The sequence below is a fragment of the Methylomonas sp. DH-1 genome (assembly GCF_046097555.1).
Lineage (GTDB): Bacteria > Pseudomonadota > Gammaproteobacteria > Methylococcales > Methylomonadaceae > Methylomonas > Methylomonas koyamae.
This window is the reverse complement of the sequence record NZ_CP143089.1, coordinates 720,389-747,050: the sequence shown is the minus strand read 5'-3', so window position 1 is coordinate 747,050 and position 26,662 is coordinate 720,389. Positions and strand designations below refer to the sequence as shown.

General features: G+C 56.9%; 23 protein-coding genes. 12 read left to right on the top strand and 11 right to left on the bottom strand.

The window, feature by feature from the left end:
- Window positions 1–9 precede the first annotated feature (9 nt).
- Window positions 10–3,603 carry a PAS domain S-box protein gene (locus tag VXJ35_RS03535; protein WP_064020510.1) on the top strand — a complete coding sequence of 1,198 codons (3,594 nt, stop codon included), beginning with the start codon at window positions 10–12 and terminating at the stop codon, window positions 3,601–3,603.
- Here the strand turns inward: VXJ35_RS03535 and VXJ35_RS03530 are convergent.
- From VXJ35_RS03530 to VXJ35_RS03505, 6 genes are all read right to left on the bottom strand, one after another.
- Complete coding sequence (locus VXJ35_RS03530) at window positions 3,594–4,313, bottom strand: GGDEF domain-containing protein (protein WP_064020509.1); 720 nt, start codon at window positions 4,311–4,313, stop codon at window positions 3,594–3,596. The genes VXJ35_RS03535 and VXJ35_RS03530 overlap by 10 nt on opposite strands.
- Window positions 4,314–4,572: 259 nt before the next feature.
- A complete protein-coding gene (locus VXJ35_RS03525) occupies window positions 4,573–4,848 on the bottom strand; it encodes a hypothetical protein (RefSeq protein ID WP_157198053.1) in 276 nt (91 codons plus the stop codon).
- Window positions 4,849–5,272: 424 nt separating this feature from the next.
- On the bottom strand, window positions 5,273–6,502 hold the full coding sequence (locus tag VXJ35_RS03520) for a pyrophosphate--fructose-6-phosphate 1-phosphotransferase (protein ID WP_054760213.1): 1,230 nt from the start codon (window positions 6,500–6,502) through the stop codon (window positions 5,273–5,275).
- Between the two features lie 41 nt (window positions 6,503–6,543).
- On the bottom strand, window positions 6,544–6,945 hold the full coding sequence (locus tag VXJ35_RS03515; RefSeq protein ID WP_064020506.1) for a hypothetical protein: 402 nt from the start codon (window positions 6,943–6,945) through the stop codon (window positions 6,544–6,546).
- Between the two features lie 102 nt (window positions 6,946–7,047).
- Window positions 7,048–7,824, bottom strand: a complete 777-nt coding sequence (locus VXJ35_RS03510) for an alpha/beta fold hydrolase (protein ID WP_064020505.1) — start codon at window positions 7,822–7,824, stop codon at window positions 7,048–7,050.
- Between the two features lie 2 nt (window positions 7,825–7,826).
- Window positions 7,827–8,549 carry a DUF445 domain-containing protein gene (locus VXJ35_RS03505; RefSeq protein ID WP_082880785.1) on the bottom strand — a complete coding sequence of 241 codons (723 nt, stop codon included), beginning with the start codon at window positions 8,547–8,549 and terminating at the stop codon, window positions 7,827–7,829.
- A gap of 202 nt (window positions 8,550–8,751) precedes the next feature.
- Here VXJ35_RS03505 and VXJ35_RS03500 point away from each other — a divergent pair, with 202 nt between their 5' ends.
- Window positions 8,752–10,263, top strand: coding sequence for a B12-binding domain-containing radical SAM protein (locus VXJ35_RS03500; protein ID WP_064020504.1), 1,512 nt, complete (start codon window positions 8,752–8,754; stop codon window positions 10,261–10,263).
- Here the strand turns inward: VXJ35_RS03500 and VXJ35_RS03495 are convergent.
- Together VXJ35_RS03495 and VXJ35_RS03490 are read right to left on the bottom strand one after the other, a co-directional pair.
- On the bottom strand, window positions 10,251–11,093 hold the full coding sequence (locus VXJ35_RS03495) for an NAD-dependent epimerase/dehydratase family protein (protein WP_064020503.1): 843 nt from the start codon (window positions 11,091–11,093) through the stop codon (window positions 10,251–10,253). The two genes, VXJ35_RS03500 and VXJ35_RS03495, sit on opposite strands and share 13 nt — an antisense overlap.
- Before the next feature lie 118 nt (window positions 11,094–11,211).
- Complete coding sequence (locus VXJ35_RS03490) at window positions 11,212–11,718, bottom strand: hypothetical protein (RefSeq protein WP_064020502.1); 507 nt, start codon at window positions 11,716–11,718, stop codon at window positions 11,212–11,214.
- 731 nt (window positions 11,719–12,449) lie between these two features.
- On the opposite strand from VXJ35_RS03490, the gene VXJ35_RS03485 reads away from it, so the two are divergent.
- Entirely contained in the window at window positions 12,450–13,097 is a 648-nt protein-coding gene (locus VXJ35_RS03485) for a hypothetical protein (RefSeq protein WP_054760203.1), read from the top strand.
- Window positions 13,098–13,251: 154 nt separating this feature from the next.
- Here the strand turns inward: VXJ35_RS03485 and VXJ35_RS03480 are convergent, their stop codons facing one another.
- A complete protein-coding gene (locus VXJ35_RS03480) occupies window positions 13,252–13,689 on the bottom strand; it encodes a hypothetical protein (RefSeq protein WP_064020501.1) in 438 nt (145 codons plus the stop codon).
- Window positions 13,690–13,902: 213 nt separating this feature from the next.
- Between VXJ35_RS03480 and hslV the strand changes: the two genes are divergently transcribed.
- The 8 genes from hslV (at window position 13,903) to VXJ35_RS03440 (ending at window position 21,290) form a co-directional block, all read left to right on the top strand.
- Window positions 13,903–14,466 (top strand): ATP-dependent protease subunit HslV, encoded by a 564-nt coding sequence (gene hslV / locus VXJ35_RS03475; protein ID WP_054760199.1) that lies wholly within the window; start codon window positions 13,903–13,905, stop codon window positions 14,464–14,466.
- A 3-nt stretch (window positions 14,467–14,469) separates the two neighbouring features.
- Complete coding sequence (gene hslU / locus VXJ35_RS03470) at window positions 14,470–15,789, top strand: ATP-dependent protease ATPase subunit HslU (protein ID WP_064020500.1); 1,320 nt, start codon at window positions 14,470–14,472, stop codon at window positions 15,787–15,789.
- A 6-nt stretch (window positions 15,790–15,795) separates the two neighbouring features.
- Window positions 15,796–16,185, top strand: a complete 390-nt coding sequence (locus VXJ35_RS03465) for a gamma-butyrobetaine hydroxylase-like domain-containing protein (RefSeq protein WP_054760194.1) — start codon at window positions 15,796–15,798, stop codon at window positions 16,183–16,185.
- Window positions 16,186–16,193: 8 nt separating this feature from the next.
- Window positions 16,194–16,943: a bifunctional demethylmenaquinone methyltransferase/2-methoxy-6-polyprenyl-1,4-benzoquinol methylase UbiE gene (gene ubiE / locus VXJ35_RS03460; RefSeq protein ID WP_064020499.1), complete on the top strand. Its 750-nt coding sequence runs from the start codon at window positions 16,194–16,196 to the stop codon at window positions 16,941–16,943.
- A 33-nt stretch (window positions 16,944–16,976) separates the two neighbouring features.
- Window positions 16,977–17,516, top strand: coding sequence for a Uma2 family endonuclease (locus tag VXJ35_RS03455; protein WP_082880784.1), 540 nt, complete (start codon window positions 16,977–16,979; stop codon window positions 17,514–17,516).
- Window positions 17,517–18,152, top strand: a complete 636-nt coding sequence (locus VXJ35_RS03450) for an SCP2 domain-containing protein (protein ID WP_064020498.1) — start codon at window positions 17,517–17,519, stop codon at window positions 18,150–18,152.
- Window positions 18,153–18,164: 12 nt separating this feature from the next.
- Window positions 18,165–19,733, top strand: coding sequence for a ubiquinone biosynthesis regulatory protein kinase UbiB (ubiB, locus tag VXJ35_RS03445; RefSeq protein ID WP_064020497.1), 1,569 nt, complete (start codon window positions 18,165–18,167; stop codon window positions 19,731–19,733).
- A gap of 459 nt (window positions 19,734–20,192) precedes the next feature.
- Window positions 20,193–21,290 (top strand): IS5 family transposase, encoded by a 1,098-nt coding sequence (locus VXJ35_RS03440; protein ID WP_064019980.1) that lies wholly within the window; start codon window positions 20,193–20,195, stop codon window positions 21,288–21,290.
- Between the two features lie 240 nt (window positions 21,291–21,530).
- On the opposite strand, the gene VXJ35_RS03435 is transcribed toward VXJ35_RS03440, so the two are convergent.
- Together VXJ35_RS03435 and VXJ35_RS03430 are read right to left on the bottom strand one after the other, a co-directional pair.
- On the bottom strand, window positions 21,531–23,015 hold the full coding sequence (locus tag VXJ35_RS03435; protein WP_408953925.1) for a DcaP family trimeric outer membrane transporter: 1,485 nt from the start codon (window positions 23,013–23,015) through the stop codon (window positions 21,531–21,533).
- Window position 23,016: 1 nt separating this feature from the next.
- The gene (locus tag VXJ35_RS03430; protein ID WP_054760186.1) at window positions 23,017–23,496 is read right to left on the bottom strand and encodes a cytochrome c; all 480 of its coding nucleotides are present in this window, start codon (window positions 23,494–23,496) and stop codon (window positions 23,017–23,019) included.
- A 166-nt stretch (window positions 23,497–23,662) separates the two neighbouring features.
- On the opposite strand from VXJ35_RS03430, the gene glnE reads away from it, so the two are divergent.
- Window positions 23,663–26,539, top strand: coding sequence for a bifunctional [glutamate--ammonia ligase]-adenylyl-L-tyrosine phosphorylase/[glutamate--ammonia-ligase] adenylyltransferase (gene glnE, locus VXJ35_RS03425; RefSeq protein ID WP_064020495.1), 2,877 nt, complete (start codon window positions 23,663–23,665; stop codon window positions 26,537–26,539).
- Window positions 26,540–26,662 lie beyond the last annotated feature (123 nt).

The window sequence follows — 26,662 nt, the reverse complement described above, 5'->3', positions numbered from 1 at the left end:
GGTGTTACCATGACCCACCCTGTTTCGGCACTGGCGCCCTTCCATAATTTTCTCGATACATTGCCGGATGCGACGCTGTTAATCGATAGGCGACATCGGATTCTGTTTGCCAATAGCGAAGTCGAAACCGTGTTCGGCTACACCCCAGCCGAATTGCAGGCGGAGGATATCGATATGCTGCTGCCGCCCCGCTTCCGCGACGAGCACAGCCACAAACGGCAAAAGTACTTGGCCGAACCGTCGGTCAGGCGCATGGGTTCCGGATTGAATCTGTGGGGATTACACAAGTCCGGCCGCGAATTTCCGGTGGAAATCAGCTTGAGTCCGCTGCAAACCGAGCAGGAATGGCTGGTCGTCTGCTCGGTCCGCGACATCAGCCATCTGAAAAACGCCGAGCAGGCGCTGATCAACGACGAGCGCTTCCGTCTGTTCATGGCGCATGCGCCGTCCGCCATCGCCATGTTCGACAAAGAAATGCGCTACCTGGCAGTCAGCCGACGCTGGCTGGAGGATTTCCGGCTGGAACAGCGCGACATCCTCGGCATTAGCCATTACGAGCTATTTCCGGAGACATCCGCGCGCTGGTGCGATATCTACTGCCGTTGTCTGGCCGGCGAGACCTTGTCCGCAGAAGAAGATACTTTTGTCCGCGCCGACGGGCGGACGGATTGGGTGAAATGGGAAATGTGCCCTTGGTACGCCAACGACGGCACTATCGGCGGCGTGATTTTGTTCAGCGAAGTCGTCACGGCACGCAAGGAAGCCGAAGCCAAACTGCGTAAAAGCGAGGACCATTTCCACAAAATCTTAGACAACGCCGTCGCCGGCATCGCCATCACCGATCTGACCGGTAATTTTCAATATTGCAATAGCGCTTATTGCGCCATCACCGGTTATTCGCTAACCGAACTGCAAGGTCTCGAATTCCGGAACTTGATCCATCCCGATGATTTAGCGGCCAATCTGGCCGAAGTCCGGCGAGTAGTGGACGGCGAAGTCGCCTCGTTCGTCATCGAAAACCGTTATATCGCCAAGAGCGGCCAACCGGTCTGGGTACGCAAGTACGGCTCCACGCTGCCGGGCGACCCGATACAGTTGATGGTGATCGCGATCGACATCAACCAGCTCAAACAAGTCGAATTGGACTTGCAGCAGAGCTACCGTAACTTGGCCGCCAGCGAACGGCTGTTCCGCAGCCTGATCGAATCCATGCCGCAGATGGCCTGGATTGCCGGCAACGACGGCGTCATCCGCTATGCCAATAGCCAATGGCTGGCGTACCTGAATTGCCCGAACCCGCAGCATCCGGACGACGTCTGGTTTGCCCCGGTCCACCCCAACGACCGCCAGCGGGTGATGCTGGCCTGGGAGCGGGCCATTCGCGAACAAACTTCGTTTAACCTGGAATGCCGCTTGCTGAACTGCGGCAATAGTTATCGCTGGTGGCAAGTTCGGGTAGCCGTGCTGCATAAATTGACGGGCACCAGCGATGAATGGCTGGGCATCTGCACCGACATTCACGATCTGAAACGGGAAGAGGAGGCATTGGAATTGCTGAACACGGCCTGTTTTCGGCTTTGGCAGACCAATAGCCTGACCGACGGGCTGCAGGAAATGCTGATCGCAACCACGGGCATGCTACAGGCCGACATGGGTAACATCCAATTGCTGAGCAACGAAGGCGATTTAAAGATCATGGCTCAGCAGGGTTTTCGCCAGGATTTCCTGGACTATTTCCACACGATGTCCGAGGGCACGCCGACGGCTTGTGGACTGGCACTCCGTACCCGCGAGCGGCAAGTGATCGCCGACGTTGACCAGGACCCGTTTTATGCACCGTTTCGCGAGGTCGCCCGCCAAGCCGGTTATCGGGCCGTGCAAAGTACCCCGTTAATGTCCAACGAAGGCCTGCCGATCGGCGTGATTTCCACCCATTTCCGAACGCCGCGGTTTTTGGACGGCTTGGAAGCCAGCATGCTCGATATCTATGCGCAACAGGCGGCCAATTTCATCAAGCGCTGTCAGGCCGAAACCAAGCTGCGCCGAAGCGAAGAACATTTTCGCAGCGTTTTCGACAATGCCTTGGTCGGAATTTCGGTTAGAAACCGGGCCGGCGAACTGCTGGATTGCAACGCCGCATATTGCGCGCTACTGGGATACAGTCGCGAAGAGTTGCAACCGATGCCGTTGGACAAAATCATGTTTGCTGCCGATATCGAAGCCTACCTGCACAACTTCCGGCGACTGACCGCTGGCATGGTGAGGTTTTTCCAGATGGAAATCCGCTACCTGTGCAAATCCGGCCGCGTGCTTTGGGTTAACCAGTACGTTTGTATCTTGCACAAACAAAACGGCGAGCAAGAGACCATACTGACCATTGTTTCGGACATCACCCCGCTCAAGCTCAGCCAAGCGGAATTGCGCGACAGCAAACAGCATCTCGAGGCCGCGGTGAAAACCCGGACCCAGGAACTCAATGGCGCGCTGATTACGGCGGAAAAAGCCAACGAATTCAAGACCCGGTTTTTGAATGCGGCCAGCCACGATTTGCGCCAGCCGCTGCAATCGGCCGATTTATACCTGTCGGTGCTGGCAAAGCGGCTGGAGTCGTCGGACTGTAAGGCGGTGTGCGACGATTTGCACGAATCGATCGCGATGATGGGTTCCATCCTCGACGCGCTGCTCGACATCGCGCGCTTGGAAAGCGGGATTATCGTCCCCAGCAAACGCGATTTCGCGCTGCGCGACTTATTCGACCGGCTCGCCGCCACGACCGTGCCGCAGGCCGCGCTCAAGGGGCTCCTATTGGAATACCGCCACGGCGATTGCGTCGTACATAGCGATCCGGCCTTGCTGGAACGCATCGTCGGCAATTTGGTCGCTAACGCCATCAAATATACCGAGCGCGGCCAAATCATCGTCTCCTGCGACTGCAGCAGCAAGGCGCGCATCTCGGTCGAAGACAGCGGCATCGGCATTCCGTTCGACAGCTTGGCCCATATCTTCGAGGCCTATTACCAAGTTAACAATGCCGAACGGGACCGGGACAAAGGCTTGGGGCTGGGCCTGGCGATCGTCAAGCATATCGCCGATATCCTCGGCTTGCAGTTATCGGTAAGTTCGCAGCCGGGCGTCGGCTCGGTGTTTTCCGTGGAATTGCCATTGGGTACGTCCCCGCCGCCGCCCGCCGCCGCCACATCGGCAAAGCCGGCCGTTTCTAATAATAACCGTTCGGCGCGGATATTGTTCATCGACGACGATTCGGCAATCTGCAAAGCGGTGAAAATGCTGTTCGACGCCCACGGCATCAGCGGACATTTCGCCCAAAACGGCGAAGCGGCATTGGCCGCGATTGCCGACGGCTTGCGGCCAAGCCTGATTATCAGCGATTACCAGTTGCCGGGGCTGGACGGCATCGAAACTGTGGACCGGATTCGCGCCGCGATCGGCCTCGAGTTACCGGCGCTGATCGTTACCGGCAATACCAGTTTGACTAAAACCCTGGGCAAACAGCTCCCGAATTGCAAAGCATTCTCCAAGCCGCTGGAGCCGGCACGCTTGTTGGAATTGATCGCGACCTACTTGCCCGCCGCTCAGAAATAAGGAACTGTGGCACGCCCCGGTTCCAAGCGCAACACCCGCTCCACGCGTTTTTTGGCCCGGTACATGGCCGCATCGGCTTGGCCGATCACGTCGTCGATATTTTGCTGGTCGGCCGGATAAGTGGCAATTCCGATGCTAACCGTAAGTTCGATTTCCAAGTCGCCGATCCGGTAGGGCATGGATAATTGCTTACGAATTTTATCGATAACAATGTCACCGCTGTCTGCGCCGCCGATTTCAGGCAGCATCACGATAAATTCGTCGCCGCCGTAGCGGCAAGCGGTATCGCCGCGCCGGATGCAGGCCGTCAAGCGTTGCGCCACTTGCTTTAACACGCGGTCGCCGACCGCATGGCCGAAACTGTCGTTAATGTGTTTAAACTTATCCAGATCGAGAAACAGCAACGCCACGGGTTTACGATGTCGCGGCGACTGGGCGATGGCCAGTTTCAGGCGGTCTTCAAACAATCGCCGGTTCGGAAGTCCGGTCAAATCGTCGTGATCGGCGAAATAGCGCACCTGCAGATAACGCTTCGCCAATTTTTTCAATTTCTTTCTACAACTCAAGTTGTCCTTCGCCAACGCTGTGACTTTTGCCTGGGCAGCGGCTAGTTGCTCCAGATTCTCGGCATACGCGGTTTCGAGCGCGGTCAGCTTTGCGAAATATTCGCTAACTATTGGGATATGTTCGAGCTCGTCGTTCTGAAACATCGGTGTCCTAGATCCTAACTGCCCTACTGCGGTTCGTCGTCGGCCAACCCGCACCCGATATGCCGACTTTGCTCCGGATAGTACTGTTTGGGTTTTAAGCTTCTGGCTGGCGGATATTTAAAGTTGCGAGTCGGCCGCGCTAACTCCGGCAACCCCGGCCGGCTGAACCAGGGGTTGAAGACGCTGAAAACGAAATTTAGGCCCGGCGCGATACGATGCTTTGGCCGGAACAACGTTTGGCCGCACATCATGACCTTACCTACAACAGCTTATGCCTTCTAAACGCCGCCGCATTGACGGTCAGTCGATTCAACGCCGACGCGGCTTCCATCCGGGACGGGAACGGACCATGAAACACCGCCCGCTCGTCGAAACGCCTGACCCTGATGTGCTCCGGCCAGTTGACCACATAGTAACCGACCGGCAACGGCCGGCCATTGTAAGTCTGGTAATTGCGCTGATAGGACTCCGCATCGATCAGCGCATAATCCTGAAACACCGACACGATTTCATAATTTTCATAATCCACTTCCACCGAGACGCTCCTGACTGATAAAAAATGCGGTTTGGATTGCAATCGAATCGGTAGCAAATTTCCGCACAGCAGCAAAACACCTCGGCTGCTTCCGGAAATGGAAGCTTGTCGCCGCCGAATCGGGTACGGGTGAAATTAGAAAATATCGAGCAGGAGAAAGAAATACGAGCGAATACCCAAAATTTGGGCAATTGGCTGAAAGGCTCGGGCCTGCAGGCCTATGTGCCGAAACTCTGACTATCGTTTTACGGGGTCGCCAAAACGTTGGCCGGCCGAGCACGCTCACAAAAATGAACGCGCCAGTCGGTCGCGCAAGCCAGACACAGGGCTAACCGGTTAGTTTAGACACCTTCCCCTCTGGACTGGCTAGCGGCAGCCAGAATCCTGGCCGCCGGGTATTACTAAGGATTTTGCTTGGCGCCGTTTAGTGGCTGACGTCGACTTTGCCGCCTTTAGGCTGGCCGATTTCGCCCAACATTTTGTTGAACCAGTCGGTATCGATATTGAACGGTTTGCCGCCTTTGATGCGCGGAAATTCAATCGCACGCAACACGTTACCGTTGTCTTCGTCGTGGCCGATCACGCCGGATTCGCGGCGGAAGGCGCACTCGACCGCCAAGTCGGCGCAGGATTTGATCAAGCGCATGTCGTCGACGTTGGAGGCTGCGGCGCGGGCAAAGTAACCGGATTTTTGCACCAAGGTTTTTTCGGCGCCGACCATTTGCGAGAACTGCTCGCCGAACCATTTGCCGGGGTTGACCGCATCCAGTTTGATGTGACCGAAGGCGTCGCGCGGGACTTCCTGGCCCTTGGCCTGCATTTCGGCGACGATGGACTCGACGCCGGCACCTTCGGAGACGAAGATGTTGACGCAATCGACTTTGTCCATGACTTCGCGCAGACGCTTGGCTTCGGCTTCCAGATCGATCGCCATTTCCGGGACGAATACGGCGTGAACTTCATAAGATTCGCGGCTCAAGCCCAATTCCGGCAGCCAGTCGGCTTTATCCAGCAATTTGCGGTATTCCTGCGCGGTGGCAGCCGTCAGCCAGCCGCAGTTACGGCCCATGACTTCGTGGACGATCAGCATGCGCGGGTTGGCGTTATTCTCGGCGACGACGTTCATGAAGTAACGCGCACCTTGTTCGGCGGCGGTCCAGGCACCCAGCGATTGTTTGATCGGGAATACGTCGTTATCGACGGTTTTCGGCAGGCCGATTACGGTCAAGCCATAATTGTTCTTGGCCAAAAACGCCGCCAGATCAGCCGCTGCGGTATTGGTATCGTCGCCGCCGATGGTATGCAGGATGTCGACGCCGTCTTTGATTAACTGGTCGGCCGCTACTTTTTGCGGATCTTCGCCTTCTTTGACCAGACCGCGTTTGACACAGTCCTTGACGTTGGTCAGTTTGACCCGGCTATTACCGATTACAGAACCGCCGAAACGTTGCAGCAAACCGGCTTTTTGACGCACTTCCGCGGTGACCGGGTAAGAATCTCCCAGCAACAGCCCCTTGTAACCGCCACGGTAGCATATGATTTCGATGCTCGGATCGATTTCCGTGTAACGTTCAATCAAGCTGCCGATAGCAGAGTTCAGACATGGCGCCAAACCGCCAGCGGTAAGAATTGCGACTTTTTTTGGTTTACTCATGAGCGTTTCGCATAAATAGTTAAGAAAAGGGATGGCTCGAATTACGCGCCATCGGCGTTAGAGCCGCCTCTGCGCCTGCGCTGCCCGCCTTTGGAGCGCAGCGCCAGCCGAAACGGCGCAAGCCGCGCGATTCTAACACAAGCTTTTCGTTTCTCGGGAAGCGAACTGAAATCGCTCAACTCGCCCACTTTAAACGGCTGCGCAACGAACACCAAGGTCCGCCAATCCGGGGTCGCGACTGCCGAAACCATTGCCGAATAAGTGATCGGCTCCGGGCCTACCGTGGTTACGCTGATCTTGGTAAATTCGCCTTCGCTGCTAAAGGACAGCGCCAAATAATCGCTCAGTGCCGCATCCTGTTGCGAGGCGATGAAATCGTCCAATGAAAGCGCCAGCCGCTGGTTTTTTCGGTTCGGCGACTGCCGACAGGTAGAGTTGGACATAGAGATACTCCGCAATGCTATCGCTCCAAAGCATTGCGGATGATAGCGGCTATCCCGAACCCGGCTAGTGTACCAAGGTTCTAAACCTACAAAATCAAACGGTTAGCTGTTAACCGACAACCAGTCCTCTACCAAGCGGCAAAACGCTTCGGGCGCTTCGACGTACAGCCAGTGCCCCGTATCCGGGATAGTACTGATCCTGGCCGCGGGAAATGCCCGGTACACGGCCTGCGCATCGATATACTTCGAGCGCTCGCCGCCGATAAACAAGGCCGGCCCGGCGAACGTAGCGGTCTCGGCGTCGGGAAAGCCGACGATATGATGGGCGTTGCGCCGCATGACATCCAGATCGATCCGCCAATAATATTGGCCATCCTTTAGCAACAGGTTTTGCAGCAGAAACTGGCGGTAGGCCAAATCCGGAATCGCGTCGGCCAAGGCTGCCTCAGCTTGTTTGCGGTTGCCGATACTAGCTACTGGCAGACTGCCCAAGGCATCGATCAGCGCATCGAAGCTGTGCTGGTAATTCACCGGGGCGATATCGGCAACAATCAGATTGGCGACGCGTTGAGGATATTGCAAAGCCAACCACATCACCGCCTTGCCGCCCATACTGTGGCCGAGCAAATCGGCGGCGGCGATGCCGAGCCGGTCCATAAAGGCGATCAAATCGCCGGCCATGCTCGGGTAGTCCAGACTCTCGGCTTGCGGCGAGCTGCCGTGGTTACGCATATCCAGCACGTAGACGTGGCGATTGGCGGCCAAGCGCTTGGCGACAGTGCGCCAATTGCGCGCCGCCGCCAAGAAGCCGTGCACGATGATCAGCGGAATGCCGCCCGGTTCGCCGTGGCTTTCGTAAACCAATTCGACGCTGGCCATACTCAGGCAAACCCGAACAATGCGCCCAGCAAGCCGCCGAATACTCCGCCCCACACCACCAGCCAACCCAGATGCTTCTTGATGATGGATTGCACCATTTCCTTAACCAACTGCGGCGTCAACTCGCCGAGGCGCTTGTCGATCACCGCTTCGATTTTGCCGGTCAGGTCTTCGCCGATTTTGTGCGCGTTCAGGCCGTTTTGCAGCGCTGACTTGAAAGTATCCGAATCGACCATGTCCCGCAGCGTGTGCTGCATTTTTTCGCAAAACGGTTCCTTTAGCGGCAGCAAGGCCTGCTCGCCGCCCATCATCAGCAACATTCCGCCGAACGAGGACGCCATGATCGAGCTGACCAAACCGTCATAGACTTTGTCGTAATCGACCGCACCCAACAGCGGCTCGACGTTCAGAATCCTGCCGCCTTGCCGCTCTTCGGTTTCGATAAACTGCTCGATATTTTCCACGGTGAAGAATTGCTCCATCATCAAGGCCTTGATCGAGGCTTTAAACTCTTCGAACCGGGCCGGAATGATGCCGGAACCGTACAAAAACGGCACTTTCTCGAACAGCATATGGATTGCCAGCCAGTTGGTAATCGCGCCAGAAAACGCGAAAAAGCCGATGGCCTTCAACGTCTCGGCATAATAAGGGCTCAGGTAACCGATGCCGATTACCAGCAGCGAAATAAAATTGGTTAAAAAACTTTGATTCAGTATTTTTTTCATGGAGATACAAAGGGTTCGAATTTCGGACAATGGCGCTGGACGCATTTTATCAGGCCGGCTTAGCCGCCGCCCCGCTGTAAATGGCCGCTAATTCGCCATATTTCAAGCCGACTAAGCACAACCGGTGACGGTTTATCGCGCTTAACAATCGATGCTATGCTCGCATCCCGCCCCGGCTATAGGCCAATAAACTCGACTAAACATGCCCGATATCGTCATCACCACCCTGAATGCCCGTTACATCCATAGCGCATTCGGCCTGCGCTACCTTTACGCCAATATGGGCGAATTACAGCAACACACCGCATTACTCGAATTCGGCATTCAGCAACGCCCGCTGGAAATCGTCGAGAAATTGCTGGAATTGCAACCCCGCATAATCGGCTTTGGCGTCTATATCTGGAATGCGGCCGAAATCGGTGCGATTGTGGCGATTTTGAAACAGGTCGCGCCGCAAATCGTCGTAGTACTGGGCGGCCCGGAAGTCAGCCATCCGCCCGACCTAGCGCCGTGGACCAAGTTGGCGGATTTCATCGTCACCGGTTACGGCGAAATCAGCTTCCCGGATTTATGCCGCCAACTGCTGGCCGGCATACAGCCGCCGGCCAAAATCGTCGTCGGCCAGACTGTACCGTTAGCGGATTTGGCATCGCCCTACCCTTATTACAGCGATACCGACATTCGCCAGCGCATCGTTTACGTCGAGGCCTCGCGCGGCTGCCCGTTCAAATGCGAGTTCTGCCTGTCCTCGCTAGACCTCACCGCAAAACCTTTCGCTCTGGATGCGTTTTTAACCAGCATGGCCGAATTGCATCGGCGCGGCGCCCGCAATTTTAAATTCATCGACCGTACGTTCAATTTGAAGACTGACACCAGCGTGGCGATTCTGGAGTTTTTTCTGGAACGGCTCAGCAGCGATCTGTATTTGCACTTTGAAGTGATTCCGGACAATTTGCCGGATCGATTGAAAACCGCGATCGCCCGCTTTCCGCCAGGCGTGTTGCAATTCGAAATCGGCGTACAAAGCTTCGATCCGGCAATCCAGCAACGGATCAGCCGCAGGCAGGACAACGAAAAAACCAAAGCCAATCTGGCTTGGCTCCGGCAGCATTCCCAAGCCCACATCCACGCCGATCTGATCGCCGGTCTGCCGGGCGACACGCTGGCAAGTTTCGGCAACAGTTTCGACGCGTTGGTCGCTTTGCAGCCGCAGGAAATACAGGTCGGTATCCTGAAACGCCTGCGCGGCGCTCCGATCAACCGCCACACTCGAGCGTTCGATTTACGCTACGATCCGAATCCGCCTTACGCGTTGCTCAGCAGTAGCACGCTCAGTTTCGCAGAGATGCAAAGGATTAACCGCTTTGCCCGCTTCTGGGATTTGATCGGCAATTCCGGCCGCTTCGCCCATACCTTGCCGCTGATCTTAGCCGACCGCCCGTTTACCCGGTTTATGCAGCTCAGCGAAAGCCTTTACGCGTTAAGCGGCAGTACTTGGCAAATATCGTTGAAGCGCTTGTTCGAGTTGGTTTACCAGGCCATGGCCGAGAGCTTAGCGATAGACCAAGCTAGCGCACTTGCCAGCCTGCACCAAGACCTCAGGGTTAGCGGCGAAAAGGGCGTTCCACAATTTCTGGCGTTCTCGGCAGCGCCGGCATCGCCCAAACGCAGCACTGCCAACAAGCGGCAAAAACAATCCCTTCAGGCCGAATAAGGCGGTAGGTAACCGTCCCTGTAACTCGGATAGCGCCAGCGATAACCCAAGGCATTAAGCCGAGCGTTACTGCAGCGTTTGTTCTGCGCAACGCCAATCGCCGGCGGCAAAGCCTTTGGCGGCGGATAACCGAATTGGGCAGCGATCCAGACCATGACGTCCCACAACGGCGCCGGATCGTTGTCGCTGGCCAGATAGCACTTGTCCAGTTCAGTTCCGCCCAGCATCTTGCCGATCAGAAACAACAGCACCGCCAGGCAATCGTCTTGATGAATGCGGTTGGTAAAGCTGGGCGGATCGCGCTGGATTGCCTCACCGGCGGCGGCCCGCCGCAACAGCCAATCGCGTCCGGGCCCATAAATGCCGGAAAATCTGACGACGCAATTGTGCGGACCGGCCTGCCACAAGCGCTGCTCAGCTTTTACCAACCACTCTGCCGTTGCGCTGGCGGGTTGCGTGGGGCTGTCTTCGTCGACCCATTCTCCGCCGTTTTGGCCGTAAACGCTGGTGGAAGACACCATAAGGCAGGGCGGCGCAACGCCGGCGGCGGCAAAATGATTCAAGACATTGTTCAACCCGGCTTGGTAAAGCGCTCGATATTGTTCGGCATTGCGACCGGACGCCGACAACACGAGTATTACAAGGTCGTAGTTTGCGGGTAGTGAGCTAAAAGTGCTCGGTTGCGCGATATCGCCCAGAACCAGAGCAAAAGGGGCCGGAACGGCCAGCGGCGTGCGTTTTAAGGCGGTCACGCAATGGCCGTCGCGAGTCAATGCTGACGCCAAGCGAAAACCGATATTGCCGCACCCAATTACCAAAATGTTTGCCACGGGCGAAACCTACCGAATTAAACCGGGGATTATCGCCGATAATGCAGAAACTTAGTAAGCCGGGACGAACCGCCAAAAAACACCGGACCAAACACCGATTGTTTGATCCGGCGAGGAATCAAGCTACTAGATTGGATTTATTGCGCCCTGCATATAAGAACCCCAACAAGGCACTGGTCATAAGCCAGACTGATGCGGGCAGGGGTACGCTAGACACCGGGTCTTGGTTTGCGGCCGGCTTGATGTCGAAGCCGTAGAGCAGACTCAGCGTATTGGAGAGGCCCGGTTTGGTAAAGCTCAATAAATAAGTATTACCTACCAGATTGTAGTTGGCATCTTCTCCAACCCAGCCGCTACTCGTCAGCAAACCCAACTTAAACGGGCTTGAAGTCGCAAAGCTGCCGACACCGGAAAAACTGTATAGCAACGAAGTACTATCCAGCACGGTAGCGGTTGCCGAGAAGAGACCCAAAGTATCCCCCGTAGGGAACGGTGACGAGAAACTGACGGATAAGAAATTACTATCCCCATCCGTCGATTCCCAGATGATGCCGGCCGAGCTTACAGTCGAAACTGCAAACAGGCAAACGGCAAGCCAAAGCCTAAAGAATGAAATCATTTTCATTGGTTTTCTCCGTACATTAACGTTAACAAACGGCCGTCCTCGGCCAACTTACTCCGGCCCCGCCCCCAAAAACGCCGAAGACAGGTGCACATAGAGTTCTTGCAGCTAGGCGGATCAAAACCCGCCCCGACGGACTCAGCGCTTGCAAGCATCCGAATTCCGTCTGGCTATATCTTTGCCGAATCTAACACTCAAAATAACCCGACAACACACATACCGCTCCCGGCCATCGCGCCCTGCTATTATTCCGAACAGGGCCAGCCGCTTAAACAAGCGCGTATTTGAACCTGATCCACCGTCTCTTTCTCTACTCCCAGAGCGGTTTGCTTGGACAATCCACTACAAAAACCATGATTGAAATTCTATCCCTATTCGCCGGCCCGTTGATTAGTAACAAATTAAGATTCGATTAAAGTTCATAGGCTTACAAATCCACAATTATTCGGCGTGTATAATTTTGTGCAGGCAAAAGAGAAGCAGGCCGGCGACCATGTTGCATAGCTACCGATTCGCTGCGCGAACGGCCAGTAGAAAACAAGCCCGCCGCACCGGCGGGCAACTCGGGCGTTAAAACTTGGCGGCGAATTTGCCCCCTCAAGCGCCGGATCGGTCAGATTCGCGTGTGGCCCGCCTATTACAAACCGCTACCACCGCGACTGTACTTTTGTCTGATGTCGACCGAATAATTGTTCCGTAACCTTGGTACAGGCTTAACTTCACGGGAATTGAATATGAAACAAACCAAAACAGCTTATCTACTAACGGCTTGCCTGGCATTAGCCGGCGCAAGCCATGCACCTCAGGCGGCAGCCTCCACCTTATTAACCCCGGCTTCGGCGACCGTGATCAACGATACCGTAAGCACCGGGGCTTTCGAAAATATCTATAACTTTGTGATTGACAATGTTTACGACGCCTACAACCTATCCGGCGCCGTGAGTTTTCAAAACGTTCAAACCTTAGTCAGTCTGACCACCGATTTCAGCGCCGGCTTCGTCACCAGCACCAGCGGCATTTCGAATGCCAGCGTGGAGTTGCTCGACTCGACTTCAACGGTGATTGCCACCGGCTCGCTGACCTCTTTCGCAGTAGCCTCGACTCCGGAATTGGTGACCTTGCCTTTCCCAAACTCAACACCGTTTTATCAGGAATTGTTGACCACTTATAATTTGATTTCGTTGAATAACATTCCCGTATTAGGCGCAGGCAGTTACCAACTCGCGATCAAAGGCCAATCCAACGGCGGCACCTATACCGGCAGCATCAGCGTATCGCCGATTATTCCGTCCGCAGTGCCGCTGCCGACAGCAACTTGGCTGTTCCTGACCGGCTTAGTCGGCGTCTTGGGATTGAAACGCAGAAAGACCCTGGCGGCGTAACCGAAGCAACCTTAGGATCGAAGCAAAAGCCGGCCGCAATGCCGGCTTTTTTATTGCTGCAAAATGCCGAGCCGCTAGGTCAGATACGAAAAACAATTAATTTAGCGCACACACTCGCGCGATGCGGATGGCGGCGGATTTTTGCAACCAAGGCCTACTGAGCCGATGCCGGCTTGGCCGCGGCCTCGTCGCCCTTGATCTTGATCAACCAACCGTCCTGCCCCCAGCAGCCGGACTCAACCTTGCTTTCGGCGGATTTAGCCATGACGTGAACGCGGGCGAATCCAGGGCTGAGTTGCGGCAGCTTGGATTTGACGAAATAGAAGGTCTTTTTGTCGACCACCTCGACCTTCATTTTCTCGCCGTGGGCCTCGGCGCTGATGGACAACGGGTCGGCATTGTGCGAAACGTGAAACGACAGGTCGACGCCGGCATCGACTTCGGCTTTATGCTCCGGAACGAAATCGCGGAATTTGGGCCGTTTGCATTCCTTTAACCGTTCCTCCTCCTCCGGGGTCAGCGCCAACGCCACACTCGAAAAAACCATCGCGCCCAACAGCAGCGCGCTTTTCCAGCGAATCGACAAATTCATGACTAGCCTCTTGTTGTTATTGTTGTAATGTTGGAAACGCCATAAAAAACCGGCGCATCCTTAAAATACCAGCAGTTTGAACTTTAATCAGTTTTAACGCTTTGTTCAATCTCCAGGCCTTTCACCCACTGGGCCGGAGGTTATTAAACTTCTAACCCATCTCCGCGCAGAACATGTAAAATCGCCGCCTTTCCGTTCTCAGTTACGCAGGTTATGACCAACTTCAGAGGCACCACAATTCTATCGGTCCGGCGCGGCAACAAGGTCGTGATCGGCGGCGACGGCCAGGTCACCTTGGGCAACACCGTGATGAAAGGCAATGCCAGAAAAGTCAGACGCTTGTACCACGACAAAGTGATAGCCGGCTTCGCCGGCGCCACCGCCGATGCCTTTACCTTATTCGAACATTTCGAAGGCAAACTGGAAAAGCACCGCGGCAATCTGACCCGCGCCGCGGTGGAAATGGCCAAAGACTGGCGTACCGACCGCGCCTTGCGCAAACTCGAAGCCCTATTGATTATCGCCGACAGCAAAACCTCATTGGTCATTTCCGGTACCGGCGACGTGATCGAACCGGAACACGATTTTATCGCCATCGGCTCCGGCGGCGCCTTCGCCCAAAGCGCGGCCCGCGCCTTGCTGGAAAATACCGAACTCGGTGCCCGCGACATCGTCGAAAAGGCCTTGAATATCGCTGCCGACATCTGCATTTATACCAATCACAACTTACGTATCGAAGAATTGGACGCCGAACCGCAAACGGCCCTGCAAGAGTAAACCATGAGTCAAATGACCCCCAGAGAAATCGTCAGCGAACTGGACAAACACATCGTCGGCCAAGCCGACGCCAAGCGCTCCGTCGCCATTGCCCTGCGTAACCGTTGGCGCCGCAGTCAGGTCGCGCCGGAACTGCGCGACGAAATCACGCCTAAAAACATCCTGATGATAGGCCCCACCGGCGTCGGCAAAACCGAAATCGCCCGCCGCCTGGCCAGGCTGGCCAACGCGCCGTTCATCAAAATCGAAGCCACCAAATTCACCGAAGTCGGCTACGTCGGCCGCGACGTCGAATCCATCATCCGCGACTTGATCGACAGTGCGGTAAAGATGACGCGGGTATCGGCGATGGAAAAAGTGCAAAACCGTGCCGCCGATGCCGCCGAAGACAAGGTGCTGGACATTCTGCTGCCGCGCGCCGAGGGCGGCATGCTATCCGACACCGAGGAAGCCACCCGCCAGAAAATGCGCAAAAAATTGCGCGAAGGCGATTTGAACGACAAGGAAATCCAAATCGACGTGTCCGCACCGTCGGTCGGCGTCGAAATCATGGCGCCGCCGGGCATGGAAGAAATGACCAGCCAATTGCAGGGAATGTTTCAAAGCCTGAACAGCGGCCGCACCAAGTCGCGCAAGCTGAAAATCAAGGACGCGCTGAAACTGCTGCAGGAAGAGGAAGCCGGTAAATTGGTCAACGAAGAGGAAGTTAAGCAATCGGCGCTGGAAGCCGTCGAGCAGCACGGCATCGTGTTTCTGGACGAGATCGACAAGATCTGCAAGCGGGCGGAAATGGGCGGCGGCGAAGTCTCCCGCGAAGGCGTGCAGCGCGATTTGCTGCCGCTGGTCGAAGGCAGTACCGTCACCACCAAATACGGCACAATCAAGACCGACCACATCCTGTTCATCGCCTCCGGCGCGTTCCACCTGACCAAACCGTCCGACCTGATTCCCGAGCTGCAAGGCCGCTTTCCGATCCGGGTCGAGTTGAACGCGCTCAGCGCCGACGATTTCGTCCGCATCCTGACCGAACCGGATGCCTCTTTGACCGAGCAGTACCAGGCCTTGTTGAAAACCGAAGGCGTCGACCTGCAATTTACCGCCGACGGCATCAAACGCATTGCCGAACTGGGCTGGCAGGTCAACGAAAAAACCGAAAACATCGGCGCCCGCCGCCTGCATACCATTCTGGAAAAACTGCTGGAAGACATTTCCTTCAGCGCGCCGGACCTGCCGGAGAAATCGGTCCTGATCGACGCCGCTTACGTCGACGCCCACCTGTTGGAGCTGGCCGGCGACGAAGACTTGAGCCGCTATATTTTGTAACCGACCATGCGCGTAGCCATCACTCCCTGCCACTGCCAACCCACCGAAATCAAGCTGCACAAAGTATCGGCGATTTTGGAAATCCATTTCGACGACGGCAGCATTTTCGAATTGCCCAGCGAGTATCTGCGGGTTTTCACCCAATCTGCGGAAGCGGTCGGCCATGGCCCCGGCCAGGAAACTCTGCAGACAGGCAAGGAAGACGTCACCATTACCGACATCCTGCCGGTCGGCAATTACGCGGTCAAACTGGTGTTCAGCGACGGCCACGACACCGGCATTTATAGTTGGGACTTGCTGTACAAGCTGGGTTCCGATTTCCCGCTGCTGTGGTCAGCTTACCTGGAAGCATTGCAAGCCGCCGGCATCAGCCGCCGCTCGCCCTTACACAACTGAATTGAATCATGACAAACGACAATACCACCCATTTCGGCTTCAAACAGGTTCCCAAGGCAGATAAAGTCGCGCTGGTGCGCGGCGTATTCGATTCGGTTGCCGGCCAATACGACATCATGAACGACCTGATGTCGCTCGGCATCCACCGGATTTGGAAGCGAATTGCGGTGCAACTAGCCAACGTCCGCGAAGGCGACCACGTTTTGGATTTGGCCGGCGGCACCGGCGATCTGACCTTATTGTTCGAGAAACGGGTCGGCAAGTCCGGCGAGGTGGTATTGGCCGACATCAATTCGGAAATGCTGCGCACCGGCCGCGACCGCTTGATAGACAAAGGTATCACTGGCAATATCCGCTACGCCCAGGTCAACGCCGAATGCCTGCCGTTTGCCGACAACACTTTCGATTGCGTGACGATAGGTTTCGGTTTGCGCAACGTCACCGACAAAGACGCGGCACTGCGTTCGATGTATCGGGTATTGAAACCGGGCGGTCGCGTCATCGTGCTGGAGTTTTCCCACCCGATCGACCCGGTCACCGAAAAAGTCTACGACTTCTATTCGTTCAATATTCTGCCGAAAATCGGCGCCGTCGTAGCCAAGGACGAAGACAGTTACCGCTATCTGGCCGAATCGATCCGCATGCACCCAAAGCAGGACGAATTGAAGCAGATGATGGAAAACGCCGGCCTGGAGCGTTGCGAATATTTCAACATGACCCAAGGCATCGTCGCCGTGCACCGGGGTTACAAGTTTTAAGCCGCCCCACCGACCCGGCAGCGAGATTCGAAGATGGCTCTGCAACAGGCGCAATATCCGATCGGCGAAGCCTATGCAATGGCCGGCGCCAACCGGGAGCACAATCTTTTGGTCGGTAACAGCGCGCGTTTACTGGGTAACCATCTGCAAAATTCGCCCTACGCAACCTTCTCGTCCGACTTAAAAGTCAAAGCCGGCCCCAACTTCTTTTACCCTGACGTGATGGTGGTCTGCGACGACGAAAACGTTAACGACTATTACACCGACCGGCCGACAATTATCGTCGAAATATTGTCCAAAGCCGCCCGCCGCATCGATAAATCCGTCAAGCTCACCGCCTACCGGGGTTTGGCCAGCCTGCAAGAATATGTTCTGATCGAAACCGATCATGTCGAAATTGAAGTGTTTCGCCGCTCGACCGATTGGCGACCGGCGCACTACTTTCTCGGCGACGCCATGAGCTTCGACAGCATCGGCCTCAGCGTAGCCGTCGCCGACTTGTACCAACGGGTCAACAACGAAGACATGCGCGACTATTTGCAGCAAATTCAACAACAGCAGCAGGCGCAATAAATGCCGAACGCGCTAAAACCGCTGCTGATCTCCGCGCTGGAAGCGGCACTGGCCCGCTACTTGGCGCTGGACAGCCACAGTGCGGAATACTTGGCGCCGATGGCCGGCAAGGTCATCGAATTGCGCATCGACACCTTCGGCAGCAGCCTGTTTTTGTGTCCCGGCACCGACACTATCCGCATCCTGGACAGTTATCCGGAGCCGGCCGACGCCACGCTGAGCGGTTCGCTATCGGCGCTGGGCCTGATGGGCCTCAGCGCCACACCGATGCGTTCCCTGTTCAAGGGCGAGGTGCGCTTGGCGGGCGACGTCCAATTGGCCCGCAAATTCCAACGCCTGTTCGAAAAACTCGATATCGATCTGCAAGGCAAACTGGCCCGCGTCGCCGGCGACCGCGTGGCTAATCGCTTGGGCGATATCGTCCGCGGCGGCAAACGCTGGACCGGCCAAAGCCTGCGCACCTTCCGGCTAAACCTGGAAGAGTTCCTGCAGGAGGAAACCCGCGAATTGCCGGCCAAAGCCGAAGCCGAATTGCTGTTCCGCAGCATTGACGGCTGCCGCAGCGATTGCGACCGGCTCGCCGCCCGACTGGATCGGCTGGCGGCGGCTGCCAACAACCTCTCAGAGTCTGACTAAAGGACCGACACCGTGATTCGCCCCAAAATACTGCTGCGCCTGGTTCATATCAATTGGGTGATGATGTTTCACGGCCTGGACGAAATCGTACTGAGAACCCATCTGTTCCGGCCAATCCGCTATCTGGCGTTTTTGTCGCCGAATTATTGGACCCGCAACTCGCGCGAGCCGCGCGGCGTGCGCATCCGCCGGACCCTGGAAGACTTGGGGCCGATTTACGTCAAATTCGGCCAGACCTTATCGACCCGCAAGGATTTACTGCCGGAAGACATCGCCGAAGAACTGGTCAAATTGCAGGACCGGGTACCGCCGTTTTCGATCGATACCGCCCGCAAAATCATCGAACAACAGCTCGGCCAGTCGATAGAGGAAGCGTTCGCCGAATTCGACCCGACGCCGCTGGCTTCGGCCTCGGTGGCCCAAGTTCATACCGCCACCTTGCATAGCGGCGAAAAAGTCATCGTCAAAGTATTGCGGCCGGATATCGAAGACAAAATCCATTCCGACGTCGGCTTGTTGTACGAACTGGCCCGCCTGGCCGAACGATTCTGGGCCGACGCCCGCCGGCTGCGGGCGATGGAAATCGTCGCCGAATTCGAGAAAACCATACTCGACGAACTGGACCTGGTCCGCGAAGCGGCCAACGCCAGCGCCATTCGCGCCAATTTCAAAAACTCGGAGATGCTGTACATCCCGGAAATCCATTGGCCGTTGACCCGGCGGAAAGTACTGGTCATGGAACGCATCTACGGCGTCCCGGTCGGCGATATCGACGCCTTGCGCCGCGGTGGCGCCGATTTCAAAAAGCTGGCCGAACGCGGCGTCGAAATTTTCTTTACCCAGGTGTTCCGCGACAATTTCTTTCACGCCGACATGCATCCCGGCAACATTTTCGTGCAATTGCCGGACAAATATCTGGCGGTCGATTTCGGCATCGTCGGCAGTTTGTCGGACAGCGACCAGCGCTATCTAGCCGAGAACTTTCTGGCGTTTTTCAATCACGATTACCGCAAAGTGGCGAAAATGCACATCGAATCCGGCTGGGTGCCGCCGACCACCCGGATCGAGGAATTCGAAGCGGCGATTCGAGCGGTATGCGAACCGATCTTCGAAAAACCGTTGAAGGACATTTCCTTCGGCCTGCTATTGCTGCGCCTGTTCCAGACCGCACGCCGCTTCGACATGGTGGTTCAGCCGCAATTGGTACTGCTGCAAAAAACCCTGCTCAACATCGAAGGCCTGGGCCGCCAGCTCTATCCGGAGCTGGACCTGTGGCAAACCGCCAAACCCTTCCTGGAAAACTGGTTCAAACAACGGGTGGGTCCGGAGAAGAAAATCAAGGAGTTGTTGGGCAAGTTTCCGGAAATTAGCGAGCAGTTGCCGGAAATCCCCGGGTTGGTGTTCAACGCCCTGCAAAGCGCCGCGCACATGCAGCAGCAACTACAGCACCAGCAAAAAGAAATGGTGCAACTGCGCAAACAACTCAAGCGCAATAACACCCGCACCTTGCGCGCCATCTTCGGCGCGGCGGTGTTGATTACGGCCGCGCTGATCCTGCAATCGCCGTTGTTGCGGGGTTAATAATTTTTAACCCGCTTTATGCTGGTTTCCTCCGCTCCCCGCGCATCGTTACCTGAATACTTGGTTCCCAGGTCCTGCGTGAGAATCCATACCCGCTTCCCGACACACGGGGCAAATAGGCCGGCTGCATTCCCAATCCATTGGACAAACTGGTTCAATTCGCCATGCGGCGGTTGCAGATACTCCAACATATTGTGAAATATTTCGTCATACACCCTGAGTGTCTACATCCATGGGAGTAAAATATTTACTTTAAAAAAAGCACCCTGCGGCCATGATTTTTGCCCGATATACATAGCCTCGTTAATGCGCAAACACTTAAACTCGACTATCGCTTCCAAATGACTTCATTGAAAACCTGACCTAACAGGCTGGTGAAAAACTCGAAAAGCCAAGTAGGCTAAGGCATAGATGAGCCGCCAACTGTTAAAATAGGCTACCTAAATTTGGAGCCTTTCAATGCGCGGACACGATGCCATTCAAAGTAGCTGGTTCAGCTACGTTAGCCTGGAAGAACGTATTCCCAAACAGCATCCGTTGCGTCGTTTACGTCTACTCGTCGATGGCGTATTGACCTCTATGAATGCCGTCTTTGCCGAGCGTTACTCGCACACTGGCCGCCCGTCGATTGCGCCCGAAAAACTGCTGCGCGCCTTGCTGTTGCAAGTGCTGTACACCGTTCGTAGCGAACGCCAGTTGATGGAACAGCTGGACTACAACCTGCTGTTTCGCTGGTTTGTCGGTCTGGGCATCGACGATGCTGTCTGGGAACGCAGCGTGTTCAGCGCCAACCGCGAACGGCTGCTGTCCGAAGCGCTGAGTCGCGAATTTTTTGAGCGGGTACTGGCCATAGCCGAATGGCAAAACCTGGTGTCCGACGAACACTTCAGTGTCGACGGCAGCCTCATTGAAGCCTGGGCCTCGCACAAAAGCTTCGTTAAGAAAGACGGCAGCGGCCCGGACAAACCCGCCGGCCGCAATCCCGAGGTCGACTTCAGCGGCGAAAAGCGCAGCAACGCCACCCACCAAAGCACGACAGACCCGGAAGCGCGGCTCTACAAGAAAGGCGAATACACCGAGGCCAAACTGCGTTACATCACCCATGCCTTGTCCGAGAATCGCAACGGCCTGATTGTCGATGTCGAAACCACCCAAGCCACCGGCACCGCCGAAATCGAAGCCGCGCAAACAATGATCAAACGCCGTGTGCCCAAAGGCGGTAGCGTCGGTGCCGACAAAGGCTATGACCAACCGGCTTTCGTCAACGGACTCAAGGCGCAAGACATCAAAGCCCATGTGGCCCGGAAAAAGACCGGCAGTGCCGTCGATGGCCGCACCGCGCGCGGCAAAGGTTACGCCCAAAGCCTCAAGCGCCGCAAAATCGTCGAAGAAGCCTTTGGCTGGGTCAAAACGGTCGGCGGCCTGCGCAAAACCCGTCACATCGGCTTAGCCAAAGTCGCTGGCCAAGCCTTGTTTTGCTTCGCCGCCTACAACCTGACGCGCTTGCTCAACCTATTGGTGTTCACGCCGAAACCGGCGTGGAGTGCGCCCACCTAGGGTGAAGTACGCCTGAAAACCGTCCACAGACGGCTTCAGGCGAATAAAAAGCCCTTGAAACAGGGGCAAAACGCTTGAAACTCGATGTCATGACCGATTTCAACACGAAAAAATCACGGCAACCGTGGGTAAGGGGAAATATCAGTGGGTTTTTCACCAGCCTGTTAGTGGCTGGAATATGGTTTTTCACCAACCTGTTAGCTCTCCCTATCGCTCGTAGGCAATAAATTACTCAATCGATTAAAAACTATATTTCGCCGAAAACTGCACCCGTTGCAGCATGCCATCGCGGCCGTCGATCAGCTCCCTGTCCGCATAAGTGTATTCCACGCCCAGCATGGCCTGGCTGACCGGGCTCCATAGCAAATTGGCGTGCAGCGATTGCACCTGCCGGGTCAATACCGGATTGGCGTAGTGCGGATAGTCGGTTTGGGCAAAGCCGTAGGTGACGCTGGAACGCCATTGTTTGTCCCACCAATGCTGGTAGGCCAGCATAGCGCCGTAGCTCTCTGACAACTCTATCGCGCCGTGGCTATCCAACGCCGCATCGGCGAACGTGTTGGTCGTGGACACGTAACGGGCGTCGCCCTTGCCGTAGTGAGCCATGAAGCGGATGTTATCCAGGCCGACGGTATTGATCCTGCCGGACACATTGACGCCGCCGCCCCAAGCGTCCTGGCGATAGCCGTTGCTGCTATTGGTATAACGCAACTGCCGGCCCAATGCGGCCAGCGACACGTTGCCCCATTCCGGATTCAAATTCAGCCGGGCCGCCAAGTCCGGGTAGCGATCCGCGTTCGGAGTAGTCCAATAGCCGGCATCCAGATTCGGATCGCCAGCCGCCGCCCGATTTGCCGTGCCGGTCTCCAAATGGTTATCCACCCACAGCCGACTGCGCGGCGCCTCCAGCGCCAGCAGCCATTCCATCGGCGTATCCAGCCAAGTGAACGGCTCGGTCCAGCGCACCAGCGGCTGGCGCAGGCTGGCCAAGGCGCCGGCCGAGCCGCCCACATCCAGATTGTCGGGCAAGGCCGACGCATTCAAAAACGTGGTCCAAGTTTGTCCGGCCAGCAGATGGCCGAACGAACCGTAGGCATGGCGCAAGCGCGGCGTATAGGTGTAGGTGGCCGGATCGCCGTAGAAATCGAATTCGATGAAGGTGTTGACGTCGCCCCAGGCGCTCGGCGTAAACGACTTGAACCACAAGCGGCTTTCCTTGGCGTGAAATGCAATCTGACTACGTTCGCCGGCGGCGCCGACCGGAATCTGCGCCATGGCCAATTGCTGGTCTCCCAAACGGTCGCGACCGGCGCTGACGCTGCTAAACAGCACGTCCGTTTTGACAAAACCGCCCAGACCTATCGAAGTCTCGGTCCCCGGTATTTTGAAGGTGCCTTTGGTATCGCCAACCGTTACCACCGCTTTTTCCTTGGAATTGCCGGCATTGGCTGCTGCGGCCGGCACCGGTACTGGCTGACCGCCCGCGGCCCCTGCCAAATTGGCTTGCGGCGATGGCTGCTCGCTGCGATAGAGCTTCAATTCCTGCTCCAACTGGCCAATGCGCTGATTGGAATGCGCCACCTGCTGTTTCAATTCCTCGATCTGCCGGCTCATCGCGCCCAATATGGCCTTGATGTCGTCGTCCGCTGCAGCCGGAGCGGGCAGCAGCGCGCAAATGGCAACCAGCCCCAGCCATTTCAAAAAAAAGTTACACCTCGCGGCCACGCTAATCTCCCAATTTGCGGAACAAGGCGTGGCACGAGGTACAGGTAGTGTTGATTTCATGCAGGTTATCGTTGATTTGATCGATAAGGTTTGATTCGGCCTGGCGCTGCAACAAGTCCATTTCGCTGCGCAGCTTTGCCGCCAACGCCCGAAACGCGACTTGCTCGTCGGCGGTCAGGTTCAGGCCGGGCAAGCTGGCGGTGATCGCATCGACGTTTGCCGCCAGGCTTTGCGCGGTCTCGGCAATCTGCCGCGCGTACTTGCGCCGCTGCATGTCGATTTGCGTCTCCGTCATAAACCGTTCCTGCATCAGGCTGTCCATTCTGTCCATCAGTTCGCGCAATTTGCCGTCGCGGACCGCATGTAGAGCCGGCGTTCCGGTTTCCCTCCAACCGGCCGAGCTTTGCTGGCGGCGTTGCTCCGGCGCCGAGCAGGCCGCGGCAAGCGCCAACAGAACGAGTATCGGGTAAATGTTCTTCATATGAAAAGCCTCCTGTGGGCCGACTGTATCCGGAGGTAAACCGGTAATGCCAGTATGGCGGGAAAACGCTGCGGCAGCATGCCTTAATCATAGTGTGGATATTGTTATTCAGACCCCGGCAGTTTAGGTATCATGCCCTTCCGTTTACAACTACAGGAACCGGCCTATGACGCTTTTCGATTCGTTGTCGCAGCATTCGGCGCATTTACCCGATGCATTGCAAGCCTGGGCCGGCGATTTTTGCGCCAGACTGGCCGAGGCCTCGGCTCCGGAGCATCTGGCCGCACTCGGCGACGACCGCTTCCGCGCCTCGGCGTTGAAGGTTTGCGCCTGCAGCCAATTCATCGGCGACAATTGGCTGCGCCATCCCGGCCTGCTGCCGGAGCTGGTCAGCTCCGGCGATCTGTTCGCCCCGCTGCGGCGCCAGGACTACGCTGCCGCGCTGGCATCGGCCACCGCTACGGCCGATGCCGAACCGGCGCTGGCCCGGGAACTGCGCCTGTTTCGGCGGCGGGAAATGGTCAGAATCGCCTGGCGCGATCTGGCCGGTTGGTCGGACCTGGACGAAACCCTGGCCGACCTGACCGCACTGGCCGAAACCTGCATCCAGACCGCGTTGGATTTTTTATACCACCAGGCCTGCCAACGCTGGGGCACGCCGACGCTGGCCGACGGCACCCCGTTCAGTATCGTCGTGCTCGGCATGGGCAAGCTCGGCGCCTGGGAGCTGAACTACTCGTCAGACATCGACCTGATTTTCGCCTACGCCGAGGACGGCGTGCTGAATGGCAAAAAAGAAATCAGCTACGAAGAATTCTTCACCCGCCTGTGCCGCTCGCTGGTGAAAATGCTGGACGAAATCACCGTGGACGGCTTTGTGTTCCGCACCGACGTTCGGCTGCGGCCGTTCGGCGATAGCGGCCCGCTGATCATGAACTTCGACGGCATGGAACAGTATTACCTGACCCAGGCCCGTGAATGGGAACGTTACGCGATGATCAAAGCCCGGCAAGTGGCCGGCGATTTTGCCAGCGGCAAACAACTGGCGGCGATGATCAAGCCCTTCGTTTACCGGCGTTATCTGGATTACGGCGCCTTCGAGGAATTGCGCTCGCTCAAATTCCAGATCACGCAGGAACTGCGGCGCAAAGACCGGATGGAAAACGTCAAGCTCGGTCCCGGCGGCATCCGCGAAGTGGAATTCATCGGCCAAGCCTTCCAACTGATCCGCGGCGGCCAAGACGTTGCGCTGCAGCAACGCGAAATCCAGACCGTATTGGACGTGCTGCGCGAGTTGCAATTGATGCACGACGACGACGTCGCCACGCTGAAATTCGGCTACCGCTTTCTGCGCCGGGTGGAAAACCACATCCAGCAATACCAAGATAAACAAACCCACGATTTGCCCAGCGAGCCGCGGGCGCAGTTGCTGCTGGCCTATTCGCTGGATTTCGCCGACTGGGATGAGTTCAAGCGGGAGCTGGACCGGGTGCGCGCCTCGGTCCACGAAATTTTCGAGCAGGTGTTCTCGCTCAGCGACCAGGACAACAAGCGGCAAAGCGCCCGCCTGGTCTGGACCGCCGGGGCCGACGACGAACAGGCGCTGGAGGCGCTGGCCGATTACGGTTTCGCCGATCCTTTGGCCATGCAAAAAGCCATCGCCGATTTCAAGGAGTCCCACGCGGTAAAACGCATGACCGCCAAAGGCGCCGGCGTGCTGGACCGGCTGATGCCGAAACTGATCGAGCAGGTTGCCGGCACCGAGCAAGCCGACACCACTTTGCTGCGGATTCTGCAACTGTTCGAGGCCGTATCCGGCCGCAACGTCTATCTGGCCTTGCTGGCGGAAAACCCGGATGCCTTGCAACAACTGATCACGCTGGCCGCGGCCAGCCCGTGGATTTGCGAATATCTGGCGCAATACCCGATCTTGTTCGACGAACTGCTGGACACCCGCTCGCTGTACGAACCGTTGCAGAAGCAAGCCTTGCGCGACGACTTGCAGCGGGCGCTGAATAAAGTCGACGAACAGGACGGCGAGCAATTGATGATTGCGCTGCGCCAATTCAAACACCTGAACGTGTTGCGGGTCGCCGCCGCCGACATCATGGGCGCGATTCCGGTCATGATCGTCAGCGATTACCTGACCTGGATCGCCGAAGCAATTCTGGAACAGGTGCTGGATCGGGCCTGGCGGATGCTGGCCGCCAAGCACGGCTGCCCGCCGGGTACCGGCCCCGGTCCGGCCGCTTTCGCCATCGTCGCATTCGGCAAATTCGGCGGCATCGAACTCGGCTACGGCTCCGATCTGGACTTGGTGTTTTTGTACGGCAGCGCGGACGACAACGCCGCCACCGACGGCGAAAAGCCGATCGGCAGCGCTCAGTTTTATTTACGGCTGGGCCAAAAAATCCGCCACATCCTCGATACCAAGATGTTGTCCGGCATCTTGTACGAAGCCGACCTGCGGCTGCGGCCGAACGGCGACTCCGGCTTGCTGGTCACCCATATCGGCCATTACGAAGCCTATCTGCGCGACGAAGCCTGGACCTGGGAACACCAGGCCCTGGTGCGCGGCCGCTTCGTCGCCGGCGACCCGCGACTGCAAACCGACTACGAAGCCATTCGCGCCCGCATCCTGGCCCTGCCGCGCGACCCGGCGGAGTTAAAAACCCAAGTAAGGGAAATGCGCGAAAAAATGCGCGACAACCTGGCGCCGAAAGACCCGGCGGTATTCGACCTGAAACACAGCGCCGGCGGCATTGCCGATATCGAGTTCATCGTCCAATACTCGGTTCTAGCCGGCAGCGCCCGCTACCCCGACTTGGCCACCTACACCGACAACGTGCGCCTGTTGGCAGGCTTGCAGCAGCACGGTTTGATGCCGGCCGCCGACGCCGCACTGCTGAAACAGGCCTACTGCGCCTACCGCGATTTCGGCCACCACCAGGTGTTGCAGGGGCTCAGCGCCACGGCGGACGGCGCCGAGTTTGCCGAATTGCGCCGCGAAGTCGAACGGCTGTGGCGCCAATATATGCTGTGATGCGTTAGCGGCAATTCGCACCGCCGGGTGCGTGCTAATATTTTCCAGTAACCGGCCCGCTAGCGCGGGCTAGGGGCGTAAGCCATTCTCGGCCAAAGTGGACGGCAATCCAGATAAATCGTG